Raw genomic sequence first — 23,762 nt, 5'->3', positions numbered from 1 at the left:
GACAGGCTTATATCAGTTCGAGCGCAATCGCCTTGGCGACCGCTTCGCTCGTTGTCGCGACAGTCAGCTTCCGGCGCGCCGAGGCGAGATAGAGCTGCACCGCGCTGAGCGAAATGGACAATCGGGCGCCGATCTGCTTTGCCAGAAGGCCATTGGCCGTCATCTCAAGGCATTGCACCTCGCGGCGCGACAGTTGTGGAAAATCCGCAACCGCGCGCATGCCCGACAAGACCATTGCCCGGTCGTGAAGGTGATGGGCGAGATACTGGAGGTCGCGCATGCTGTCGATGCGGAACTGCCGCCAGTAAGCATCGGGGTGATTGGAGGTGACTGTAAACAGCGATCGCTCACCTTGCGGGCCCCGCACCGGGAGGGTCACGCCCTGCCGGCCGACGCCGAAGGCCATCGCCTCCTTGAAGAAGCCGTGCGCCCGGCCTGTATCCCATTTAGACGCCGACCATTCCACGGGCAGGAAGCCGCGCCGGCCGAGGCGCACGACGGGATCGATGCTGAAATAATCCCGGGCAAGATATTGTTTCACCCATTCGGGCGGATAGGTCAGCATCAGCAATGGATTGGCCGGCGCCGCCCCTGCGAAACGGGTCACATGCAGAACCATGTGCGAGATCGCATAGATATGGCGGACTTCGTCCAGCGCTGTTTCCAGATCCTGCAATGTCGGCGATGCGGAGATCCGCTCCAGACAGTAGAAAAAACGAGAACTGCTCAGCATGAGTGGACTCGTGGTTGTCTAATTTTCCAACTGCTCGCATTGGTAACATTTCGCGGATGCCGAGAACAGCATATTTTCTAACAGCCGCGGCGCGACATGAAGAACAGGTTAAAGACTGACGATTCCATTACAGAGCGGCGGGATAGCGACTGGGCTTACCGCATGCCGGCATCGACAAGGGCTCCGGCAGGATTGGGAGAGGCTTGCTCCAGAAGTTGGGACAGGTTGGCACGAAGTGTCCGACAATTCTCCGCCGTCACATCCCATAGGCCAACATACAGCTTACCGATCTCCGGCCGGGATCGGGCAAGCGCCGTCGGCCTCCAACCGATCCTGCGGTACACAGCAATCATCGCAACGTCATAGACGCCGACAATGCTCTCGATACCGGTGTCGAGCGCAAGATCGCAAAGCCCTGAGAGCAACTCCGTGGCAACTGCGCGCGATTGCTCCAATTGCCCGGCATGCGGATGGAGGCAAAAGCGGGTACATTCCCAGGTCGTCGGGCTATCGACGTCGATGGGCTGATCGAAGAAATGCCGGAACTCGCTTTTGAGCATCGTCGCTCCAGTGGTCGGCAGCAGTCGCAGCGAACCTGTCAGCGTGCCGGAAGGTTGGTGCGTGACGAGATAGACGGGATCCTCGGCCTCGTCGTATCGGTCCCTCTCCCATTGATCCCGGACATCGACCTGCCATCCCAGTCGATCGCGAAAAACGGCGGCGCGAGCCCGAAACATTTCATCGAAAGCACGTCGATCGGTATCGAGCATGTCTTTGGTGAGTATCCGCAACATATCCGTCCCTCCTGATGTGCTGACGTTTCACAACAGGAGGCCGAGCGGGAGCAATCTGGATATTTCACCAGATTGACCGGTGCTTGGTTTTGCCTTCCCCTTCCATAAGAAGTTTCTGATATTCGTAATCGAAAGCTCTTGGTTATTGCCAATTTTAACGCAACCAGCGGGAGGATTCTTGATGACCCACGACATTGCACGCGGCAGACGTATTCGAGAGGCGATATCCCGGGGCAAGTTCCGGAAAGTTCACGCCCTGGCGGCCGAACTCGACGTATCCGTCGCCGCCGTCTCGCGCTGGCAGAATGGCGGTCATACCTCGCTGGAAAGCGCCTGCGCGCTCGCCGACCTGCTGGACGTCTCCCTCGACTGGCTGCTGCTCGGGCGCGGCACGATGGACTGGCATAGGAACAGCGCGATCTCCCCCACGGAATTGCAAATGATTCTGGCGTTGCGCAACCGGTCAGCGGCAACACGGTCCAATCTCGTTGGGCTGGTCGAATCCATCCCGCCGGAGCACCCGTAAAGCCAAGCGCAATTCTCTGGGATTTTTTGACCTGAAGTTAACACGTTCAGGTTGCTAAAAAACAAAATATCAACGATCTTTCCAGTTAAAGGTGCAATTGCAGCGAGGGCAGACGGCCAACCACCCTGCCCTCCGCAGAGACCTTGTGTTCACTCTCAACGCCCATTCGACCGCAATATTTCTCTCATCCGGGTCCGGAATATTTCCTCGATCTGGTCCGGCAAGTCTCAACCGATTTTGGAGTCCGTCAAATGACAGTTGCGCTTTGGAGTCAGTCCATGACGGGTGCGAACCCGGCCCATATCGGCGCCAATGCGCCTATGGTCAAACCGCGGCCTGCCTTCGCGCAGACAGATCTGATCGCATTGTCGCGCTATTTTTCTCTTCTGATGATGCGCAACATCACAAGCGATGGCTATGTCATCGAGGATCCCACATCGCCGGGCGTCTTTTCGGCCCCCGGCTGCGTCATCGCCGCCCCCTCCTACCCTGCGAACACGCCAGGTGTCGACCAGGACTACGTGTTCAACTGGGTCCGCGACGGGGCCATTACGGCCATCGAGATCGCGCTAGCCGGATTGCTGCCCGTTCCGGGCGGAGTTTTGCCGAGCTTGGTCGACTATGTGAACTTCGCGGCGCTCTGCCAGGCAAATGCGAAGAATTCCGCGACCGTCACACTTGGCCACGCCTGCTTCACCATCACCGGCGAGGTTCGCCCGTGGTCGGAGCAGAATGACGGGCCGGCCATTCAGTCGATCGCGATCCTGACCTTGTTCGATCAGCTGGATGGCGCCACCCAGGCGACCGCCAAACAATTGGTCGAAGCCAATCTCGCTTATCTTCTCGACGTTTACCAGAACAAGACCACAAATCTCTGGGAGGAATATGAAGGCTATTCGTTTTTTGCACGAGCCGTACAGCTGCGCTTCTTCCGGGAGATTTCCACAAACACGATCGGCATTGCGGTGCCTGCCGGGGTGGCCGATGCCATCTCATGGCTGGAAAGCCAGCTGGCCACCCACTGGAACGGGCAGCTCTATGTGAGCATTCTGGATGCTGCCGCGGAGCAAGCCGGTTATGACGCGAACATCGATATCGTCTCTTCGGTTTGCTACGGCGGGATCGAGCCGACCGATACCAAGCTTCTGGCAACGGCGGCCATCCTGCGGCGTCAGTGGGCCGATCCTTCGTCTTCGAACTATTACCCGGTCAATGGCGCCGACGCGGCCAAAGGGCTCGGACCACTCTTCGGGCGTTATCCAGGCGACCATTACGATGGCGATGTGGCGGCTCCAGTGGTCGGCGGGCATCCCTGGGCTCTGTGCACCGCCAACTTCGCCGAGTTTCAATATCGGCTTGCCAATGCCATCGATGCCAGCGGCGCCATCCCCCTCGATCAGTTCTCCGAACCCTTCTTCGCGGAGCTGGAACTTGGCGCATCCAGCAGCGCCGCCGACGCGTCGGCTGCCCTGCGGGCTTCGTCTGACGCCATGCTGCGCGCCATCGTCTATCACAGCGATCATTATGAGCTGAGCGAACAGTTCGATGGTACCGTCGGCTACGAGAAAAGCGTCCGGAATCTGACCTGGAGCTATGCCTCCTTTCTCTCCGCAGTCAGAGCCCGCTCTGCCGCCGCCCCCGCCGCCAAGTCCAAACCCCGAAACTCCCGCGGCCCGAGATCATGACGATTTCAGGCCGTCCGGCCTGAAATCTCGATTGAGTTCAGAACGCATGATCCGCAAAGCCTGATGCGGCTTCCGGGACTAATGGAGAACCAAAGTGCTTTTTCCCCTCGAATCGGCGATAAGAGCCGATGCCAAAACCGTCGCAGAGTCTGATGACTACGATATCGTGATCGTCGGCAGCGGCGTTTCCGGAGCAATCATTGCCAAGCAGGCTGCGGAAGCGGGCAAGCGTGTCCTTGTCCTGGAAGCCGGAACCGGTGCCAATACCACTCTGGCAGGCTATCACAATCTGCTGACGACCTTTTATTCGGCAGCCTCCAAGGACAACCAGTCGCCCTTTCCGCTGAATGCGAACGCGGCCATCCCCCGCAGCCCGCAGCTTCGCAAGCTGCAGGCGGGGGAAACCGATAGCTCGAACTATATCGTTCAATCCGGCCCTTATGTCAGCGATACGACATATACCCGTATTTTCGGCGGAACGACTATGCACTGGGAGGCGAAAACGCCCCGTCTGCTTCGCTCGGATTTTAAAACGCGCACGCTGTTCGGCCAGGGGCTGGACTGGCCGCTGAGCTTTGAGGAAGTCGAGGAGGATTACCGCCTGGCCGAGCGGGAAATCGGCGTATCCGCGAATGTCGAAGATCAGCAATATCTCGGGCAGACCTTCCCGGACGACTATGTCTTTCCCATGCGCGGCCTGCCGCTTTCCTATCTGGATCAGCAGGTCAACAAGGGCATCGAGGGCACCAGCGTCGAACTTTACGACAAGACCTATCCCCTGAAGGTCAGGCCCTACCCCCAGGGGCGCAATGGCATACCAAACCCGGCCTATGACGGTGGGAAGGGCTACCGTCCAATCGGCGCGGTCGATACGCATCAGGTCGAAGAGGGCGGTCGCTGCCAGGGCAACACCAACTGCGTACCGCTCTGTCCCGTGCAAGCGCGCTACCACTCCGGCAAGACGCTTGCCAAGGCGTTCGCGGTAAGCGGGGAAAGGGGCGAGCGGCTTGTCGAACTGTTGCCGCAGGCGGTCGCATCCAAAGTCAACATCGATCCGGATAACGGGAAAGTCCGCTCTCTCGAGGTCAAGATTTACAAGGACCCGGCCTCACCGGCCCACGAGACCATCACCGTGAAGGGCAAGGTTTTCGTGCTTGCGGCAGGCGCCATCGAAACGGCGCGTCTTATGCTGGCCTCCGGCCTGCGCAGCACCAGCGGTCTTGTCGGACGCAATCTGATGGACCACGCCTATCTGCTGAACTGGGCGCTGATGCCGGAAATCTGCGGCACGATGCGCGGAACAAGTTCGACGGGCGGTATCGTCGACCTGCGGGACGGCCCTTTCCGCGAAAGGCAAGCCGCCTTCGCCATCGATATCCATAATGACGGCTGGGGTTGGGCCACGGGTGCGCCGACCTCCGACCTTCTCGAACTGGTCGATGACCGCAACCTCTATGGGGCCGATCTTCGGCGCGGCATGATCGACCGGGTCTCGCGGCAGTTGCTGCTCGCATTCATGATCGAGGTCATGCCCGTCGAAAGCAACCGCATCACGGTGGATCCGCAATATACCGATGCTCTGGGCAACATGCGGCCCATCCTGTCCTTCACGGTTCCGGAATACACCATGAAGGGTGCGGCCTATGGCCGCCAGTTTGCGCGCACCATCTTTACCCGCCTGGGCGCGCAGGATCACACCCGCTACGATCCCAGCGATTTCGGCTATGTGGCCTATGAGGGACAAGGCTATGCGATTCGCGGCGGCAATCATCTGGCCGGCACCCATATCATGGGAACGACGAGGACCAATTCCGTCGTGGACAAGAACCAGCGCAGCTGGGACCACGAGAATCTGTATCTCGTGGGGGGCGGCAGCATGCCGACGATCGGCACCGCCAATGTCACCTTGACGCTGGCTGCCATGTGCTTCCGAAGCGGTCGCAACATTCTGAAGTCTCTGCATTGAATGAAGGCCGGCATATCCATTGCGGGACCGAACCGATGGGTTCGATGCGAGCGACACGAAGCCGGCCGGTGCACCCAACTTATCTTTCATGGAGCATGAGCATGGATTCCTACAGTATCAAGACGCTCGACGAGCTGAAAGAGTTTCTCTTCCGGGCGATGCAGCTCGAGCATGCGACGATTCCGCCGTATCTGACGGCGCTTTACTCGATCAAGCCTGGCGTCAACCAGGATGCAACCCAGGTTCTGCGTGTGATCGTCGTGGAAGAAATGCTGCATCTGACGATCGCGGCCAATATTCTGAATGCCATCGGCGGCAAGCCGGATCTTGTCAGGCCGGACTTCGTAGCCAGCTATCCCGCCGCCCTGCCGGACGGTGAGACCGATTTCAAGGTCGGCATCCAGGCTTTCGGCCGTGAGGCGCTGGCGGCCTTCCTGAAAATCGAGCGGCCGGCCCGGCGTCCTGAACATCTTATCGGCAAGGGCCTGATATACCGCAAAACTCCGCCCGGTATCACCGCGCTTGGCAGCCATCCGAGACATGAGGACTTCCATTTCTACAGTATCGGCGAGTTCTACTCCACTATCGAGGAAGGCATCAAATACCTGGAAGCCGAAGCGCATGGGGCGGGCACAACCATCTTTACCGGCGACAGGTCGCGCCAAATCACCTCGGAATATTATTACTCCGGCGGCGGCGAGCTGTTTCCCGTGACCGATCTGAAAAGCGCCTTGGAAGCCATCGAGCTCATCATCGAACAGGGCGAGGGCGACGGTGGCGGTATCTATGACGATGACGACCACGAACTGGCTCATTACTATCGTTTCGAGGAACTGGTCAAAGGCCGCTATTACCAGAAGGGCGACCAGCCCGGCCACCCCACGGGTCCGCACTTGCAGGTCGATTGGGAGGGCGCCTATCCCATAAAAGAGAACCTGAAAGTGGCGGACATATTCGAGGGTTCGGAACTGCGTGAGGCGGCGATCGCCTTCAACACCCGCTATGGCGAATTTCTCCAGCTTTTGACGCGAGCCTATAACGGCCAACCCAGCCTGCTGCTGGAGGCCGTTCCGATGATGTTCGAATTCCGCAACATGATCCTCGAACTCATCCGCAATCCGCTGCCGAAGCATCCCGGCAAGAACGGCAGCCCCACCTATGAGATCCCCGGCGGTATCAAACAGCCAGCCGTCACCCGGCAGGCGGAGGTGAACGCATGACCAGCCGTTTCGAGCCATTTCTGGGTCTTTCCGCGGAATTGACGGCCTTTTCCCACTTCGATCTTCTGGGAACCGGCCTGGCGGAAAGCTATCTCGCCACGCTCGACAAGGTAGTCGGCGGCGAGATCACCGACGCGCTGCTGGCCGCTTTCACCGCCCTGCCACCGCCGGAAAGTGAGGCCCGTATCCAGGCAGTGCGCACGACCATTCTGGGTCATGAATTGCTCGGAGACGTGGCCCGCGCGCTGATCAAGCTCTGGTATTCCGGCACCTGGTTCGAGCTGTCCTCCGCCTGGACGGAGCGCTTTGGCCCCAGGCCTGCGAATATCACCTTCGTCGTTTCTCCCGATGCCTATGTCGAGGGTCTGCTCTGGAAGGCGATCGGAGCCCACCCTGCAGGCGCCAAGGGGCAAGGTTTCGGCTCCTGGGCCTTTCCGCCGAAGATTCCGGCTTTTTCTCCGGCTCTCGATTTCCAAAACCTGACCTGACGTCACGTCCGCTTGTCTTCAAAGAACTGGATCATTGCCATGACGACATATCTGCATCGACTGACGCCCGCCAAGGTCTGGCTCGGTGTCATCCCCACGCTCTGGTGGAATGACGATTTTATCAACATCGACATCGGCATCCCCTACGAGCAGGCACTGAGTGAAATGGCGCTCGCCGGCTATGTCGGATGCGGCGTCGGCCATAAATATCCGACGGATCCGAAAATCTTGCGGCCTGCCCTCGAACTCAGGGGATTGCGGATTTCCGAGCCTTGGGTGAGCACCTACTTCACCATCAAGGCGATGAACCGTCACACGCTTGAAAGCGTCGATGCTCAGCTCGACTTCCTCGAAGCGATGGAAGGCGGCAGCGACGATCCGCGCAGGGCCGATCTCGTCGTCGCCGAATTTGGCGGAGCGGTCAATCCGCTTCCGGTCGCACTGTTTCCGAATTGCCCCGAATTCTCCGAGGACCAGTGGAAACAGCTGATCGAAGGCCTGCACGCAGCGGGAGAGAAAGCCAGGGCCCGTAACCGCCGGCTCTGCTATCACCCGCATCTCGGAACGGGGGTGATGAAGACGGAAGCGATCCACCGGCTCATGGATGAGACGGATCCTCGCCTGGTCAATATGCTTCTCGACACCGCGCACCAGGCGGCTGCCGGTGTCGATCCGCTGGCGCTGGCCAGAAAATACGGCCACCGCATCAAGCATGTTCACCTGAAAGACATTCGCGCCGAGGTGGTTACGAGGATTCACAACAGCGGATTGTCCTTCCAGCAAGGGATCGAGGCGGGGATCTTCACCGTGCCGGGCGACGGCTCCATAGAGACCTTTCCGGAAATTCTCGATGCGTTGGCCGAGGCGGATTTCGCCGGGTGGATCTGCGTCGAGGCAGAGCAGGACCCGGCCAAGGCCAATCCGCTGCAATACGCGAAAATGGGCCGCGAATATCTGCGCAAGCTGCTTGGATGGTAGCCCGGCGCGGACCGCTTGTTTCAGCCCGATGGCAATGTGAGGGAGGCGGGACGGATCTCGCCTCATCACAATGCCGGGCGAGACGTCATCCTGAACCACGCATTACTGGATAGCCACAGCTGGAGTGATGAAGATGGAAGAGGCACGCAGACGAGATATATATTTCAGCTTCTTTATGTTTACAGCCGATCTGAGGCCGAATGACGCGGGCTATACCCAGGTTCTCGTCAGACATCTGAAAGCTCTTACCGAGATCGGCTACACCGGCTTCGATGTGCATATCGCCCCTGGACCGGCCCATGTCAGTCATCATGCTGAGGTTGAAAGCTATATCAGCCTCAGACGAGCGTTCGATCGGGCAGGCTTCCGGGATGTGAAATTCACTACCAATGTGGGGACCACGCGAACCTTCGATCCGACCTCGTCCTACGAGGAACAGCGCAAGCAGGCTTTGTCCTATCTCAAATCCCGCGTCGACATTACTTCGGTGCTGGGCGGGGAGAATACGATCATGTCGGGGCCGTTCCTGTACCCCTATGGCATCTTTCCTCTGACGGATGACGGTGAAGGGATCTGGAGCGACGCGCTTCAGGATTGGATGACGCCACGATATGCGGCGGCCGCCTCCATCTTCCGGGAATTGGCGCAATATTCTGCCGAGAAGAGGGTGAAGCTCGCCATCGAACCCGTCAAGAATTGGGAAACGCCCGGGCCGACCATGGTCTCGGAAGCGCTGGATTTTCTCGAAAGCGCCGATATTCCGGCCTGTGGCGTCACGATCGATACAGCTCAGGTCGTGATGGAAAGCCAGGGGCCGGCAATCTTCAGGAAAAATGTCGCCCGGGCAGCACAGCAAAGCCGGCTGAATTACGTTCATATCTCGGCGCCGGACCGGGGCGCGGTCAGAGATAGCTGGATTCCCTGGGAGATCATGCTGGATGAAATCGAGCCGGTCTATTCCGGCCCTTATCTCGTCGAAGTCTTTAACGCGATTCCCCCCTTCGAGAGCTCGATGCGAATGACGCGCAGACGATTCTGGCGGCCCGGCGAGGACGCGCCAGAGGCGGGCGTCGACAGCGCCTACGACGTTGCGCGCGCAGCCCTGATGACATTGCAGGAAAAGATCGCGTCCCACGGTCGTCGAACTCATCCGTGACGGCGCTCTGGCGCACATTTTGGAAACAAACCTGGGAACGTCTCCGCCATGCCGGGCGAACGTCAAACCGCAGCAACCGACCTTTCAATCAGGGAGATACCTATGGTGGCGCAATTGCCGGATCCCATCAAAATCGTCAGGCGAGCAGGCGATGTCCGCATTCATACTTTCATTTCAGCTTTCACGGATGACAACATCGCCAATGCAACGCACATCATCGAAAGCAGAAACAAGCTTGTTCTCGTCGATGGGCAATTCCTCGTCCCCTATGCGCTGCAATTCAGGGCGTATGCCGACAGTATCGGCAAGGAAATCGACCGGATTTACCTGTCGCACAGGCACCCTGACCATTGGTTCGGCCTGGGAGCCGCATTCAGCGACATTCCAATTCATACATTACCGGAAACGAAGGAATTCCTGAGGCAGCATGGGCAGAAGTCCCTGAACGACCATTGGAAGCTGGGCAACCTCGTTCCGAAGAGCTTGGTAATTCCTGAAAACACCGTCCGCGCCGGCCACGAGATCATCGACGGAGTCAGATACGTATTTGATAAAGTCGTCGATACGGAGATCGATTTTCTCCTCACCATAGGTCTTCCGGACCTGGGCGTTTTTACTGCGCAAGACCTGATCTACAGCGGAACGCACCTTTATCTGACGAAATACATGGAGCATTGGATCGGGATTTTGCAGGGCATGCTGCTGTCCGACTATGACCTGTTCCTTCCCGGTCACGGCTTTCCGGCCGACAAGAACGAAGTTGCCAGAAATATAGAGTATTTGTCAGCCGCCATGGAGGCTGCCGGCAACGGGCTCACCAATGATGCTTTCAAGCGCTTCCTGCTGGAAAGATTTCCCGAGCGAAAATGCCCCGGAATATTCGACATATACATACCGCGCTTATTCGATAACGCGAGCGAGTTCTAATATTGATCAATTTCCGTCAACAGGGGAGCCGTTGGACCATGGGCGATACATACACGGTTGGACAATATCTGGTCGACAGACTTGGCGAACTGGGCCTGGGACACCTGTTTTCCGTAGCGGGCGATTATTCGATCGAATGGGTAAACAGCTATGTCGAAAAAAGCGGTATTCAGGTCATCGAAGAGGTGAACGAACTGAATGCCGGTTATGCGGCCGACGGCTATGCGAGACTGAAAGGAATTGGCGCGCTGTGTGTTACCTATTCCGCAGGCTCGCTTTGCGCGACAAATGCGATCGCCGGATCTTACGTCGAGAAAGTGCCGGTCGTTCTGATCAACGGTGCGCCAAGCATCCAGAAAACGCTGACATTCGAACAAACCGGCTACAGTTCGCATCACTTCATCAGCGGACGGGAAACGGATCTTCAGGTGTTCGAATACATAACCGCCGCTACCGTCCGCATCGACAGCCCTCATCTTGCGCCAATGCTCATAGATTATGCGCTGACACAGTGCATCACGGAAAGACGTCCGGTCTACATCGAGTTGCTGGAGGATATGGTCGACCTGGAATGCGCGCGCCCGTCGAATGCATTGAAGGCGGCGCCCGTCATATCCGACGAGGACAGTCTCAATCAGTCGATCGCGCAAATCAGCGAAAGATTGCAGAATGCCACCAAACCCCTGATCTGGATCGGCGTCGAGATCGACCGGTTTGGCCTTCACGACCAGGCGGAGCGGCTCATTCGGGACCTCAAAATTCCCTACGTGACCGAGCTTTTGAGCAAGGCCATCCTTTCGGAAGACGATCTCCAATTTGCCGGGGTGTTTGATGGCAAATCGTCGTCACCCTATGTCCAGTCCTTGGTCAAAGACGCCGACGTCGTATTGGCGCTGGGCGTCTGGTTGACTGATATCAACGATTTGGACTGGCCTATCGATCTTGATAAAACCGCATTCGCCTCTTGGGATACGGTAAAATACGGCACGATCTTCAACGCACAGGTTTCGCTGGCGGATCTCGTCAACGGCTTGATCGACAAAAGGCTGACGTGCAAAGCCCAAACTCTTCCGGCCAAAGCGGCCCGGCAAGCGCCGGTCGTGAATCCGGCAGCCGAAATCACCTATCAGGGCTTCTACGATTTCATTCAGCAGCAGATCGACGATAATACGATCGTTGGTGCCGACGCCAGTTTGAATTACTTCGGGAGCCTGCTTCTTGAAGTGGGTGCTCGCCGCGGTTTCATCGTCCAATCATCTTATTCGGCGATCGGTTATATCGGCCCGGCCGCGACCGGGGTTTCGCTGGCGAAGCAAGATAAACAGAGACTGCTGGTCTTTGCGGGGGATGGCGGGTTTCAGATGACCGCTCAATGCCTCTCGACTCAAACCCGTTTCAATCTAAACCCGATCGTCTTCGTGATGGACAACGGCATCTATGGCGTGGAGCAGTGGCTTGCCGATGCATCGGTTTTCCACGGCAATAAGCCGTTCTACAATTCATGCATTCTGCACCGATGGAATTACAGCAAGTTGGCGGAGGTCTTTGGCTGCCAAGGCTGGAAAGTGGATACTTATGGCGAATTGCAGAGCGCCATAAACGGCGCCAAAGAAAACCTGAACAGCCCGTCCATCATCCAGGTCGTCGTGCCTCAGCGGTCGATCCCCGACAATGCGAACTGGAAAGCAAGGTAGAGCGATTCAGCTTTAACGACCCGCATAACCGCTCTAGCCTGCTGTATTCTACGCAATTCCGACGGAAAACAGTAGGTTGACGGGGAGAAAATGGTGAGGCCGCCGAGTTCTCTTCATCAACGCGCACGCACGACATCCGGTTGCCCGAACTCCAGTGCCTCCTGCTCCAGTCGCGCCGCCAGATCGGCAAACGACTGCGGCCGTCCAAAAGCATAACCCTGGAGAGTGTGGACGCCAAGATCGGCGAGCACTTTGGCATGCTCGAAGGTTTCCACGCCTTCCGCAATCACCTCCATGTCAAGCGCGCGCGCTATGTCGACCAGCGAACTGACAAGCCGGCGGCTGGGAACGGATTGCAGGATCGGCATCACAAGCTGGCGATCGATCTTGACGCGGTCCGGTCTGAGCTCGAGCAGGCCCAGCAAGGAGGCATGCCCCGATCCGAGATCGTCGATCTCAATGTCGATACCGAAGGACTTGATGGCCTGGATGTTCTGGCGCACCCGATCGCTCAGGCTGTCCAGGAATATCGTCTCTATCAGCTCGAAGCTCAATCGGCCGGGCGGGATGTCATAGCCGCCGAGTTTCGTTGTCAATTCGGGATCATCGAGACGCTCGGCGGAGAGGTTGATCGACAGCCGAACGCGCTCGAGCAGCGAGGCCGAGGATCTCATATCCAATAGGACGGCTCTCAGGATGACATCGTCAAGCTCTGCGACCAATCCGTTCGACGAGGCGAGAGGCAGGAAATGCGCCGGAGCGAGAATTCCTCTCGTCGGATGGTGCCATCTCGCCAGAGCTTCGACGCCGTTTACCCGGAAAGACCTGGCGTCGACCTGCACCTGGTAAAATGGACGGATCTGGCCGAGCGCCAATCCGGATCGCAGATCCTGGACGAGCTGCCTTTCGTTCGCCAGCCTCGAAGCCATCTCGTCGGTAAAAATCTCGGCGCGATTCCGGCCATTCCGCTTGGCGTGGTACAAAGCCAGGTCCGACTGGGAGAGCAGCTTGGCAAAGTCTCCGCTCATGGCGCTGGCAACGCCAATGGAACACCGGACGCTGAGTGCCTGGTCGACACCAGGAAGCGGGCTTTCCAGGCGTCGCTGAATATGATCGAGCACCGCCCTCGTCCTGTCGGGCTCGTCTTCAGTGACGATGACTGCGAACTCATCGCCGCCGAGGCGCGCTGCGACGTCATCTGCGGAAATGGCCTCCAGAAGAATCTCGCTGACATGACACAGAACGAGGTCGCCGACCGCATGCCCGAAGCGATCATTGATCTCCTTGAAATGGTCCACGTCTATATGGAGAAGCGCAACCTTGACGCCCTCCTGCCTGGCAAGCTCGGACAGGGCGAAATCGAAACTACGCCGGTTCAAGAGACCGGTGAGGTGATCGTGATCGGCGGCAAACCGAGCTTCCGCCCGGCTCCTCTCCAGCTCCTTGTTGAGGAGAACGTCGTCGGTCACATCCCATTCGGCGCCGACAAAGCAGGGGTCACCGGCCGCATCGACGAAGTAGCGAGCGCGCGAGCGCAGATGGCGGATCGCTCCATCCGGCCGTATGATGCGAAATTCGGATGCATAATCCGATTTGGTTTCGATGGCGCGCAGAAATACTTCATTGGTCGGCGCCAGATCGTCGGGGTGGACGCTGTCGAGCCAGATAACGTCGAAAGGTGCCTTCGGAACGCCATAAATCAGCTTGAGCTGCTCGTCCCAACGCGTCTGATTTTTTGCGATGTTGTGCTGCCAGATTCCGATCCCGGACGCCTCAAGGGCCAGACCAAGCTGGCGAAGCAGGTTCTCAAGCTCGACGTTTGTTCTGGATTGTTTATTGCTCAAGGCGATCTCGCTGTTTCCTCCGCCCGAATGTCGCATTGAATATTTTAAAGAGTGCTAATCGAGGGGCAGACAACGGAGGCGAAAGTCCCAGTTGGCCGTGGCACGGCTGTGTCATAATCCGCCCACCTCTGAGAACGAGAGGACGGCTCCAATCGCGCTGTTCGCTGCCACGCTTCACCCGCGCCCATTTTTATACCTGTCAGGGTGCTGCGGCCGTGTGCGCTGCACAAATATAGCGCTCTCGCGAATGCGGCCGCCATCGTAGCGCACAAATCATAATCATATTTCAATATTGCACAATAAATAACCATATTTCAAATCACGGATTCTTTCTTTTTATTCAACCCATTACCGACTTTACCTCGAACTGGCACGCCGGTTGCAGGTTCTTCCTCGCCCGGTCAACGGCGACCGAGCGGATGGGCGCAGCATAAGCGCCCGCATCAGACAACGGCGTCGCAAGGTCTTTGCTGTCGGGGATTTCCCATCCCCCGAACGCAAACTCCGGCGGCGTTTTTTTGCGTCCGAATTCACCAAGCAGAGGGGAACCTGCAGATGAAGAAGATTTCGACGACTGGGATTTCGACAACCGGCATCACCCGCCGGAGCATGCTCAAGACGACTGCAGCGGCCGCCCTCATCGGCGCAGTCAAGACTGCCTTTCCCTCCGGCGCCTTTGCGGCCGGGACCGGCCCCGAAGTAAAAGGTGTGAAGCTCGGATTCATCGCGCTGACCGATTCCGCGCCGCTGATCATCGCCAAGGAAAAAGGCCTGTTCGAAAAATATGGGCTCCCGGAAACTGACGTCGCCAAACAGGCGTCATGGGGTGCGACCAGAGACAATCTGGTGCTGGGTGGCGCAGCCAACGGCATCGATGGCGCTCATATCCTCTCGCCGCTCCCCTATCTCATGCATACCGGCAAGGTGACACAGAACAACAAGCCGGTGCCGATGGCGGTCCTTGCCCGGCTCAATCTCGACAGCCAGGGCATTTCGGTCGCCAAGGAATATGCCGAAACCGGCGTGCAGCTCGATGCCTCGAAGCTGAAAGCCGCCTTCGAGAAGAAGAAGGCCGAAGGCAAGGAGATCAAGGCCGCTATGACCTTCCCGGGCGGAACCCACGACCTCTGGATCCGCTACTGGCTCGCCGCCGGCGGCATCGATCCGAACAAGGACGTCTCGACCATCGTCGTTCCACCGCCGCAGATGGTGGCCAATATGAAGGTCGGCAACATGGACGTCTTCTGCGTGGGCGAGCCGTGGAACGAACAGCTCGTCAACCAGGGCATCGGCTTCACCGCGGCCACCACCGGTGAGCTCTGGAAGGGCCACCCTGAAAAGGCGCTGGGTCTGCGCGCCGAGTGGATCGAAAAGAACCCCAATGCGGCAAAGGCCCTGCTGATGGCCGTCATGGAAGCCCAGCAATGGTGCGACAGCATGGACAACAAGGCAGAGATGGCCGACATTCTCGGCAAGCGTCAGTGGTTCAATGTTCCGACGAAGGACGTGCTCGGCCGGCTCAAGGGCGACATCAATTATGGCAACGGCCGCGAGGTCAAGGCCACCGACCTCTACATGAAGTTCTGGAAAGACGGCGCCTCCTATCCGTTCAAGAGCCACGACACCTGGTTCATGACCGAAAACATCCGCTGGGGGAACCTGCCGGCAAGCACCGACATCAAGGCGCTGGTCAACCAGGTGAACCGCGAGGACATCTGGCGCGAGGCCGCCAAGGATCTCGGCGTCGCTGCCGCCGACATCCCCGCCTCGTCTTCCCGCGGCAAGGAGACCTTCTTCGACGGCAAGGTCTTCGATCCCGAAAGTCCCGCCGCTTATCTCGACAGCCTGTCGATCAAGGTCGTCTCCTGACCCCGCTCCGGCGCGCCACAAGCGCGCCGGCCCCTTTTCTCGTGAGGAACGCGCGATGCCCGCCCTGGCGAATCAACACAATCCTTCGAACATCGCCCCCATCAAACCGGCGGCAAGGGTCCTGCCGTTTTCCGGCAAACATGCACCGCGGATCGACTTTCGTCATGCGGGGCTGATCGCACTGCGGAACGTCGTTCCGCCAACCGTCGTGCTGGCGCTCATCCTGCTCGTCTGGCAGGTACTGTGCTCCTCGACCGACGCGTCTTTACCCTCGCCGCATCAGGTCTGGCAGGAGAGCTATGACCTGATCGCCTATCCCTTCTTCAACTACGGCTCCCAGGATATCGGGCTCGGCTGGCGCGTGCTTGTCTCGCTGCAGCGCGTCGCTTATGGATTCGGGCTTGCCGCGGTCGCCGGCGTCATTGTCGGTGCGATCATCGGCCAGTCGATCTGGGCGATGCGCGGCCTCGATCCGATCTTCCAGGTGCTGCGCACGGTCCCGCCGCTCGCCTGGCTGCCGCTGTCCCTCGCAGCCTTCCAGGATTCCAATCCTTCGGCGATCTTCGTCATCTTCATCACCTCGATCTGGCCTGTCATCATCAACACCGCCGTAGGCGTCCGCAACATTCCACAGGATTACCGCAACGTCGCCGAAGTGCTGCGCCTCAACCAGCTCGAGTTTTTCTGGAAGATCATGTTGCCTTCGGCAGCCCCTTACATCTTCACCGGCCTCAGGATCGGCGTCGGCCTTTCCTGGCTTGCCATCGTCGCGGCGGAAATGCTGACCGGCGGCGTCGGCATCGGCTTCTTCATCTGGGACGCATGGAACTCCTCGCGCCTTCCAGACATCATCGTCGCCCTCGCCTATATCGGCATCGTCGGCTTTGCCCTCGACAAGCTGGTGGCCGCGCTCGGCAAACTCATCACCCGTGGCGCTATGGCCAATTGAGGAGCACGTTATGGACGCCTATTTGAAGCTCGATCGTATCGACAAGCATTTCGACCGTGGCGGCGTGCGCGCCGAGGTCTTGAAGGACATCAACCTGACGATATCAGAGGGCGAGTTCGTCTCGATCATCGGCCATTCGGGCTGCGGCAAGTCCACCCTGCTCAATCTCATTGCCGGCCTGACCCCGGTTTCCACAGGCGCGGTGCTCCTTGAAAACCGCGAGGTCAACGAACCGGGCCCGGAACGCGCCGTCGTCTTCCAGAACCACTCGCTGCTGCCCTGGCTGACGGTCTACGAGAACGTTAATCTCGCCGTCTCCAAGGTCTTCGGCAGAACAAAGACCAAGGCCGAGCGGCATGACTGGGTGATGGCCAATCTCGATCTCGTGCAGATGGCGCATGCGAGCGACAAGCGGCCTTCGGAAATATCTGGAGGCATGAAACAGCGCGTTGGCATTGCCCGCGCCCTTTCGATGGAGCCGAAAATCCTGCTGCTCGATGAGCCGTTCGGCGCCCTCGACGCCTTGACCCGCGCCCATCTTCAAGATGCGGTGATGGAGATCCATAGCCGGCTCGGCAATACGATGGTGATGATCACTCATGATGTCGATGAAGCGGTGCTGCTGTCCGACCGCATCGTGATGATGACCAATGGTCCGGCGGCCCGCATCGGCGAAGTGCTTGATGTAACAATAGCTCGTCCCCGCAATCGCATCGAACTTGCCTCCGATCGGACGTACCTCAAATGCCGTGAGGCCGTGCTGAAGTTCCTCTACGAGCGCCATCGCTTCATCGAGGCCGCGGAATAGACACTGCGGCGATTGCCGGCCTAAACCGCTGCCCGATTGCCAATCGGGCAGCGGTACGCATACTGGCCTCATGCAGCAATTTGACAATCAACCGGCCGCCATCGATGTCGTGCTTTGGCAATATCCGCAGAACGAAGGCGACGGGAAGCGCTGGAGGCCGTCGCTTTCATCGAATGAGCTGGATCGCGCCGCAGCTTATCGGTTCGGCCGGGATCGGACCTCGTTCATCGCCGGCCGGTATCTCTTGCGGCGAATGTTGAGCGCGCATGCCGGTATTCCGCCGGGCGAGGTTGTGCTGCTGGCCGACAAGCACGGCAGGCTGACACTCGACCGGCGTGATGCACCACAATTCAGCCTCGCCAATACTGACGGGCTAGTCGCGGTCGCCGTCGCGTCAGGTAGCAAGTGCGTCGGAATAGATTGTGAGCCCGCCGACACCGAGATCGAGGAGGCAGCGCTGGAAACCTACTGCAGCGCCGACGAGCGACGCTGGCTGGATGATCTGCCCACGCGTGAACGTCCGCGCGCGGCCGTTGCGCTTTGGGCGCTCAAGGAGAGCCACCTCAAGGCGCTGGGAGTGGGGCTCGGTGAAGATCCTCGCAACATCACCTTTTCCTGGGTGGATGGCACTCCTGTCGCGGCAGAGGCCGGCACTGTCGACCGGCGATGGCATCATCGCCTGATTGTGGGCGGCAGTCAGCACGTCATCGCGCTGGCTGTCCGCTCTCAATCCGGTTTCCCCGATGTCCGCGTCCATAAGTTTCAGGACGACAGCATACCGTCCGAATAGCCGGCCCGCAGCTGATGTGGCATGGCGGAAGCGGGCTGCGTCGCCCAGATCAACTGTGCATTGTCTGGTTCGGCATCGAAATGCTGCCGGCCGAGAAGCGCGTTGACGATGGCGGCGCTGCGCCAGGCCATGAGGCTCAGCTGCGAGTCGGCGATGCCGTGCGAGTACCGGCCGGCATTCTGCGCGAACAGCCGGTTGGTCCTCGGGCCCGTCCACTGCATGGTGTAATCGTCGTTCAGCGTGGGATAACCATTTCTGTCGAGGCTTATCCTTTCGCTGAGCGAGCCGAGCGCGTCCGGCAACCGGAACCTGTAGCCGGTCGCCAGTACGACGGCATCGGCATGCAGCACTTCTATGCCGCCGTCGAAATGGTTTCGGACGATGAGCCGATAGGCATTGCCGTTTCGCTCCATCTGGATCACATCGCGGTTCGGCGACAGGGATGCATTGAGCGCGCTCAGCTCGAGGTAACGCAGCGCGTAGAGGCGGCGGTAAATCGAGTGGATCGTCGAAATCGACAGGCCGTCGCTGGTCAGGATCGAGTTCGTCAGAGCTGCCTGCTTCTGCTCGGCGCCGAGCTTCAGATAGGCCTGCACATATTCCGGCGAGAAGACCTGGTTTGAGAACGGCGTATCGTTGATCGGCTCGAAATTATGGCGCCGGCTGATCCAGGTCAGTTCCATGATCGAACCGGGATCGCCAAGCAGCGCATCGACCACCTCGCCGCCGCTCTGGCCGCCGCCGACCACGACGATGCGGGAAGCGCCGAGATTGCCGAGACGCGATTTCGCCTCGCTGTTATGGAAGCAATCCGCACCCAGGAAGGGTTTTGCCCAATCGGGCACGAAGGGCGAAGAGCCCGTGCCGATCACCAGGTTGCGCGCTTCCTCCTGGCCGTCATCGAAGCGCAGGACGAAGCGGTCGTCGCGGTATTCGACGTCGCGGATCTCGCTCGAAAAGCGCAAGCCTTCCACGCCCTTAGCGACCCAGGCGAGATAACGTGCGAATTCCTGCCGGGGAACGGCGTTGTAATTGGCGTTCAGGAAGGCGTAGAGCCTCTTATGGGCGACCAGATAGGAGATAAAGGACCAGCGGCTGGTCGGAAGGACCGGGGTGACGAGGTCCTTCAGGAAGGAGGACTGCAACTCGACACCGGGCATCATCATGCCGGGATGCCAGTCGAAGGCGCCGCGCCGCTCGAAGAAGCGGCTGCGGACCTCGGGCACGGATTCCAGCAGGCAGGCAAGGCTCAGATTGGAGGGACCGATGCCGATACCGGCAAGATCGAGCGGCTCGTTGAGGGCATCCCTGCGGGTAAAAGCGACCGTCATGCGTTATCCTTCTCTGTTTCCTTGAGACGCAGGGCAAGCCTTGAGTGGAAGGCGGGCGACCCGATCATGTGCAGGTGGTTGGTGCCGGTGATGATCTCGGCCGGGTGCGCGCGCGGCGACAGGCGGCGCCAATCGATCAGGTTGAGGCCGCGGTTGAGGCTGTCGTCGGCTGCCCAGGGATAGATCGGCACGTCATGGGGAACGAGCCGGTGCTTGCGGAAGATCAGGGCATTGTCGATCAGCACCCAGAACGTATGCTCGCGGCTGCTGATATCGGGCCCGTCTGTGGGAAGCGGGTCCTTCTCGTCGCCGACGAAGCGCAGGAACTGCTCGTAGGTGTCGGCATCCATCGTCGACAGCAGCCGGTCCCATTCCGGCCGCATCGCCGTCTTTTGCAGCCATGCCTGCACGTCCCGGTGAAGCGCGTCGCGTTCGCCCGGCCGGAAACGCGGCTTGGCGCCGATCGCAAATTCCGATCCGAGGTCGCAAACATCGACCATCGCCATCATCCGCACATCGACCTCGTTGGCAAGCGTGCGGGCAGCCTCATAAGCCAGAAGCCCGCCCCAGGACCAGCCGAGGAAAGTGCAGGGCGCGCCGCAGCTGTGCTTCCTGATATAGTCGACATAGCTCTCGATGATCTCTTCGACAGGCGCGCCGACTTCCTTCTTCTCGGACAGCGAATGGCAAATGAAGCCGGTCGCCGGCTGGTCGGCGCCGAGATAATCGACGAGCTTCACATATTCGCGGGTGCTGACGAGAAGTCCGGGGAAGCAATAGAGCCGTGGCTTGGCGCCCGATGCCCGCAGCACGATCACCTCGGAAAGATCCCGCTCTTCCCCCTGCTCCATCACGCCGGCAAAGGCGCGAATGGTCGGGTTGTTGAAGATATCGGCGACGGTGAGCGGGATCTTCGGCCGGCGCTGCCGCAGCTGCGACAGGATGCGGATCGCGCCCAGCGAATTGCCGCCGATCGCGAAGAAATTATCCTCGACGCTGATCGCTTCCAGCTTGAGAACCTGGCGCCAGACATCCAGCACCTCTTCTTCGAGCGCGGTCGCCGGCTCGACGATGGCACGCTTGACCGGCTGGGGTGCGGGCAGCGCGAAGCGGTCGAGCTTGCTGTTCGGATTGGTCGGCATCTTTTCCAGTTCGACCACGGCCGCCGGCACCATGTAGGATGGCAGACTGCGTTCGAGGCCGGCGCGGACCGTCTCGACATCAAGCCTCTCGTCCTTTTTGGGAACGACATAAGCAACGAGGGCCTTTTCGCCGCCGGCATCGTGATCACGCAGCACGACCAGGGCTTCGCCGACGCCGGGCTGCTGCAGCAGCGCCGCTTCGATCTCGCCGAGCTCGATGCGGTATCCACGCAACTTCACCTGATGGTCGACGCGGCCGACGAATTCGACGGTTCCGTCCTCGCGCCAGCGCGTCAGGTCGCCGGAGCGGTAAAGCCGGCCGCCCTCTATCGAAAACGGATCGGGGATGAAGCGGTCCGCCGTCGTATCCGGCTTGCCGAGATAGCCGCGCGCAATGCCCTCACCACCGATATAAAGCTCGCCGGTCACGCCGATCGGGCACGGATTGAGGTCGGGGTCGAGCACATAGACGCGCCGGAGCCCAACGGCGCGGCCGAGCGGGGCGTAGACGCCCTGGAACTTGGTGCCGGCCCTCACCTTCCAGACCATCGGCGTCATGATGGTTTCCGTCGGACCGTAGCCGTTGATCAGCCATTCCGATTTCAACGCCCGCGACAGGAGATCGAAGGTCGATTGCGCCAGCCCTTCGCCGCCGAAGGAGTAAAGCCGCATCGGCGGCGCGCCGTCGGTAATGTCGGCCCATTCCACCAGCTGCTGCAAATAGGTTGTCGGGATGCTCGCATTGTTGGCGCCATGCTTGCGCATCGCCGTCAGCGTCTCTTCCGGTGTCCAGAGCGGCTGGTCGGGAAGAATGATGCTGCCGCCTTCCATCAGCGGGTTCATCCAGCGCTCATGGCCGCCGTCCGAGCTGAAGGGCAGGAATGGCAGTTCGCGGGACTCCGAGCTCATGCCGTAGACACGCGAGGTATTCTGCAAATGATGCGTCAGTGGGCCGTGCTCGACGGCCACACCCTTCGGCAATCCGGTCGATCCCGAGGTGTACATGACATAGGCGAGCTGATCCTTATGCGTGGGAACGTAGAGCGGCGTCTCCGGCTCGCCTTCGAGATCAAGCTTGTCGAGTTCGAGGATAATCGCATCGAGTTCGTCCGGCAGGCGATGGCGCAGCCAGCTGTGGGTCAGGACGATCTTGACGCCGCCGTCTCGCAGGATGTGATGGTTGCGGACCGGCGGATGGTCGGGCTCGACCGGGATATAAGCGCCGCCTGCCTTCAGCGTGGCGAGAATGCCGACGATCGCCTCCGGCGAACGCTTGATGAAGATCGCGACCGTCACCTCGGCGCGAACGCCGAACTGCCGCAGCCGATGCCCGAGGCGATTGGTGCTCGCCTCCAGCCAGCCATGGCTCCACTCCTCGTCACCATAGACGATCGCGGTCTTTTCAGGCGTCCGGCGCGAATGGGTTGAGATCAGTTCGTGCACCGGCCGATCGTCGTTGACGACATCATCCTCGTAGGGGGCGGACAACCAGTCGAGCTCTTCGCTGCCGACGAGTTCGATATCCTTGATCCGGAGATCCGGCTGCGCGACGATCTGTTCGAGCACCAGGCGGAAATGCTTGGCGACACGGGCGATCACGGCACCGTCGTAAAGATCCTGGGCATAGTCGATCAGCCCGAATGCGCCGCCTTCCAGACGCGCCTCGACCACCAGGGAAAGCTCGCTGTCGGCGCGCGCGCCTGACGGTTCCAAATTTTTCGCATCTCTCGGCACGGGATAGGGCTCGCGGAATTCGAACAGCGCCTTGACCACGGCTTCCTGGGCGGCCGCTTCGTCGACCACCAATTCCTGCGTGATGCGCTCCAACGGCACGAGCCGGAGAAGCCCTTCCTCCGTCACCTTGGAGATGGTCGCAACAACGTGGTCGAGGGAATGCCGGGAGGCGAGCGGCAGGACGAGGGGAAGGACCTGTTCGGCGCGGCCGCGGCTGGCGAAATGTTCCGTGCGGGGCCGCGCGATCAGCAGCCCGGTCAGCAAGGCATAGTTGCCGCTGTAGCGCGCCAGCAGCGCGCAGAAGGCGGCGTGAAGCACGCGCTCGATCTGGTATCCCTTGCCCTGTGCATGCCGTTCGAGCTTGGCCCAGAGGTTGGGCTCAATCGCAAACCGATGCTCAGCGCGCGCCACGCCCGCAAGCCCGCCGCTGTTGAAACGGGTGGGAAAGGCCGAGGCCGCATAGTCGAGACCGATCGTCTCGCACCAATAGGCAAACGCTTCCCGCGCCTCATCCGTCTCCAGCCATTCTTCCTCCCGCGTTCCGGTCGAAACTTCCGCCGGCTGCACGTCGCCGGCCGGCGCGCCGTCGAGGATGCGCGCCAGCGAAGCGGCAAGCACGGATTTTTCGCGGTCGTCTGAGACGATCGGATGCAGCACGATCGTCAGCATTGATTGCCCATCGGCAAGCAGGATGATCTGAATGCGCGCCCCCGGCCCGTCCAGCAGATCGAAGCGTCTGTCGCGAAAGGCTTTTCGCGCGGCCAAGGCTTCAGCCTCGGAAAGAGCGGCTCCTTCCTTGCCGAGAATTTCCATCGGCACGGCGTTCGATGCGCCGCGATACTGCTCGATGCGGCCGCCCGCCAGCCGACGGAAGCGGGTGGCAAGCGACGGGTTCTCAGCCACGAGCGCACGGCAGGCTCCGGCAATCGTCTCGACGTCGATTGCGGCACCCAGCCGCAAGCCGATGATCTGGTCGGGAAAGACCGTGTAATTGCCGATCTGCTCCAGCGACCAGATGCGCTTCTGCGCGATCGTCAGCGGAAAGCTCTCGAAGACGGTATCCACAGCGTCGGTCGGGCGGGCATCGGCGAAATTGGTAATCTGCTTGTTCATCTTGCCATCCAGACC

18 protein-coding genes are annotated in these 23,762 nt (G+C 59.8%); 13 read left to right on the top strand and 5 right to left on the bottom strand.

The annotated features are described in order from the left end of the window. Window positions 1–7: 7 nt before the first annotated feature. Together HJC04_RS22300 and HJC04_RS22295 are read right to left on the bottom strand one after the other, a co-directional pair. Entirely contained in the window at window positions 8–733 is a 726-nt protein-coding gene (locus tag HJC04_RS22300; protein WP_221147141.1) for a LuxR family transcriptional regulator, read from the bottom strand. Window positions 734–888: 155 nt separating this feature from the next. After that, the gene (locus HJC04_RS22295; RefSeq protein ID WP_221147139.1) at window positions 889–1,527 is read right to left on the bottom strand and encodes an acyl-homoserine-lactone synthase; all 639 of its coding nucleotides are present in this window, start codon (window positions 1,525–1,527) and stop codon (window positions 889–891) included. A gap of 181 nt (window positions 1,528–1,708) precedes the next feature. Between HJC04_RS22295 and HJC04_RS22290 the strand changes: the two genes are divergently transcribed. The 9 genes from HJC04_RS22290 to HJC04_RS22250 all read left to right on the top strand — a co-directional run bounded on the left by HJC04_RS22290 (window position 1,709) and on the right by HJC04_RS22250 (window position 12,167). Continuing rightward, window positions 1,709–2,053, top strand: coding sequence for a helix-turn-helix domain-containing protein (locus tag HJC04_RS22290; RefSeq protein ID WP_210632148.1), 345 nt, complete (start codon window positions 1,709–1,711; stop codon window positions 2,051–2,053). Between the two features lie 251 nt (window positions 2,054–2,304). Further along, window positions 2,305–3,738 carry a glycoside hydrolase family 15 protein gene (locus HJC04_RS22285; RefSeq protein WP_221147138.1) on the top strand — a complete coding sequence of 478 codons (1,434 nt, stop codon included), beginning with the start codon at window positions 2,305–2,307 and terminating at the stop codon, window positions 3,736–3,738. Between the two features lie 94 nt (window positions 3,739–3,832). After that, complete coding sequence (locus HJC04_RS22280; protein ID WP_221147136.1) at window positions 3,833–5,704, top strand: FAD-dependent oxidoreductase; 1,872 nt, start codon at window positions 3,833–3,835, stop codon at window positions 5,702–5,704. 101 nt (window positions 5,705–5,805) lie between these two features. Further along, window positions 5,806–6,924, top strand: a complete 1,119-nt coding sequence (locus HJC04_RS22275) for a ferritin-like protein (protein WP_221147135.1) — start codon at window positions 5,806–5,808, stop codon at window positions 6,922–6,924. After that, a complete protein-coding gene (locus HJC04_RS22270; RefSeq protein WP_210632144.1) occupies window positions 6,921–7,412 on the top strand; it encodes a hypothetical protein in 492 nt (163 codons plus the stop codon). The genes HJC04_RS22275 and HJC04_RS22270 overlap by 4 nt, the downstream gene beginning before the upstream one ends. 39 nt (window positions 7,413–7,451) lie before the next feature. Next, the gene (iolE, locus tag HJC04_RS22265) at window positions 7,452–8,390 is read left to right on the top strand and encodes a myo-inosose-2 dehydratase (protein ID WP_210632143.1); all 939 of its coding nucleotides are present in this window, start codon (window positions 7,452–7,454) and stop codon (window positions 8,388–8,390) included. A gap of 127 nt (window positions 8,391–8,517) precedes the next feature. Further along, the gene (locus tag HJC04_RS22260; protein ID WP_221147134.1) at window positions 8,518–9,546 is read left to right on the top strand and encodes a sugar phosphate isomerase/epimerase; all 1,029 of its coding nucleotides are present in this window, start codon (window positions 8,518–8,520) and stop codon (window positions 9,544–9,546) included. Window positions 9,547–9,648: 102 nt separating this feature from the next. After that, entirely contained in the window at window positions 9,649–10,473 is an 825-nt protein-coding gene (locus HJC04_RS22255) for an MBL fold metallo-hydrolase (protein WP_221147167.1), read from the top strand. Between the two features lie 38 nt (window positions 10,474–10,511). Continuing rightward, on the top strand, window positions 10,512–12,167 hold the full coding sequence (locus tag HJC04_RS22250) for an alpha-keto acid decarboxylase family protein (RefSeq protein ID WP_221147133.1): 1,656 nt from the start codon (window positions 10,512–10,514) through the stop codon (window positions 12,165–12,167). A gap of 116 nt (window positions 12,168–12,283) precedes the next feature. Here the strand turns inward: HJC04_RS22250 and HJC04_RS22245 are convergent, their stop codons facing one another. Continuing rightward, window positions 12,284–14,047, bottom strand: a complete 1,764-nt coding sequence (locus tag HJC04_RS22245) for a bifunctional diguanylate cyclase/phosphodiesterase (RefSeq protein ID WP_221147132.1) — start codon at window positions 14,045–14,047, stop codon at window positions 12,284–12,286. Window positions 14,048–14,566: 519 nt separating this feature from the next. On the opposite strand from HJC04_RS22245, the gene HJC04_RS22240 reads away from it, so the two are divergent. The 4 genes from HJC04_RS22240 (at window position 14,567) to HJC04_RS22225 (ending at window position 18,427) form a co-directional block, all read left to right on the top strand. Next, the gene (locus tag HJC04_RS22240) at window positions 14,567–15,880 is read left to right on the top strand and encodes a CmpA/NrtA family ABC transporter substrate-binding protein (RefSeq protein ID WP_221147131.1); all 1,314 of its coding nucleotides are present in this window, start codon (window positions 14,567–14,569) and stop codon (window positions 15,878–15,880) included. A gap of 55 nt (window positions 15,881–15,935) precedes the next feature. Further along, window positions 15,936–16,829: a nitrate ABC transporter permease gene (ntrB, locus tag HJC04_RS22235; RefSeq protein ID WP_221147130.1), complete on the top strand. Its 894-nt coding sequence runs from the start codon at window positions 15,936–15,938 to the stop codon at window positions 16,827–16,829. 10 nt (window positions 16,830–16,839) lie between these two features. Then, on the top strand, window positions 16,840–17,637 hold the full coding sequence (locus HJC04_RS22230) for an ABC transporter ATP-binding protein (RefSeq protein ID WP_221147129.1): 798 nt from the start codon (window positions 16,840–16,842) through the stop codon (window positions 17,635–17,637). Window positions 17,638–17,707: 70 nt separating this feature from the next. After that, window positions 17,708–18,427, top strand: a complete 720-nt coding sequence (locus HJC04_RS22225; protein WP_221147127.1) for a 4'-phosphopantetheinyl transferase superfamily protein — start codon at window positions 17,708–17,710, stop codon at window positions 18,425–18,427. On the opposite strand, the gene HJC04_RS22220 is transcribed toward HJC04_RS22225, so the two are convergent. Next, window positions 18,400–19,758 carry a lysine N(6)-hydroxylase/L-ornithine N(5)-oxygenase family protein gene (locus HJC04_RS22220; protein ID WP_221147126.1) on the bottom strand — a complete coding sequence of 453 codons (1,359 nt, stop codon included), beginning with the start codon at window positions 19,756–19,758 and terminating at the stop codon, window positions 18,400–18,402. The genes HJC04_RS22225 and HJC04_RS22220 overlap by 28 nt on opposite strands. Next, complete coding sequence (locus HJC04_RS22215; protein ID WP_221147125.1) at window positions 19,755–23,747, bottom strand: non-ribosomal peptide synthetase; 3,993 nt, start codon at window positions 23,745–23,747, stop codon at window positions 19,755–19,757. Before HJC04_RS22215 ends, HJC04_RS22220 begins: the two co-directional genes overlap by 4 nt. Window positions 23,748–23,762: the final 15 nt, after the last annotated feature.

Source organism: Rhizobium sp. NLR8a (assembly GCF_019685235.1).
GTDB lineage: Bacteria > Pseudomonadota > Alphaproteobacteria > Rhizobiales > Rhizobiaceae > Rhizobium.
Note: the sequence above shows the minus strand (reverse complement) of the source record. Positions and strands in the feature narration are given on the sequence as shown.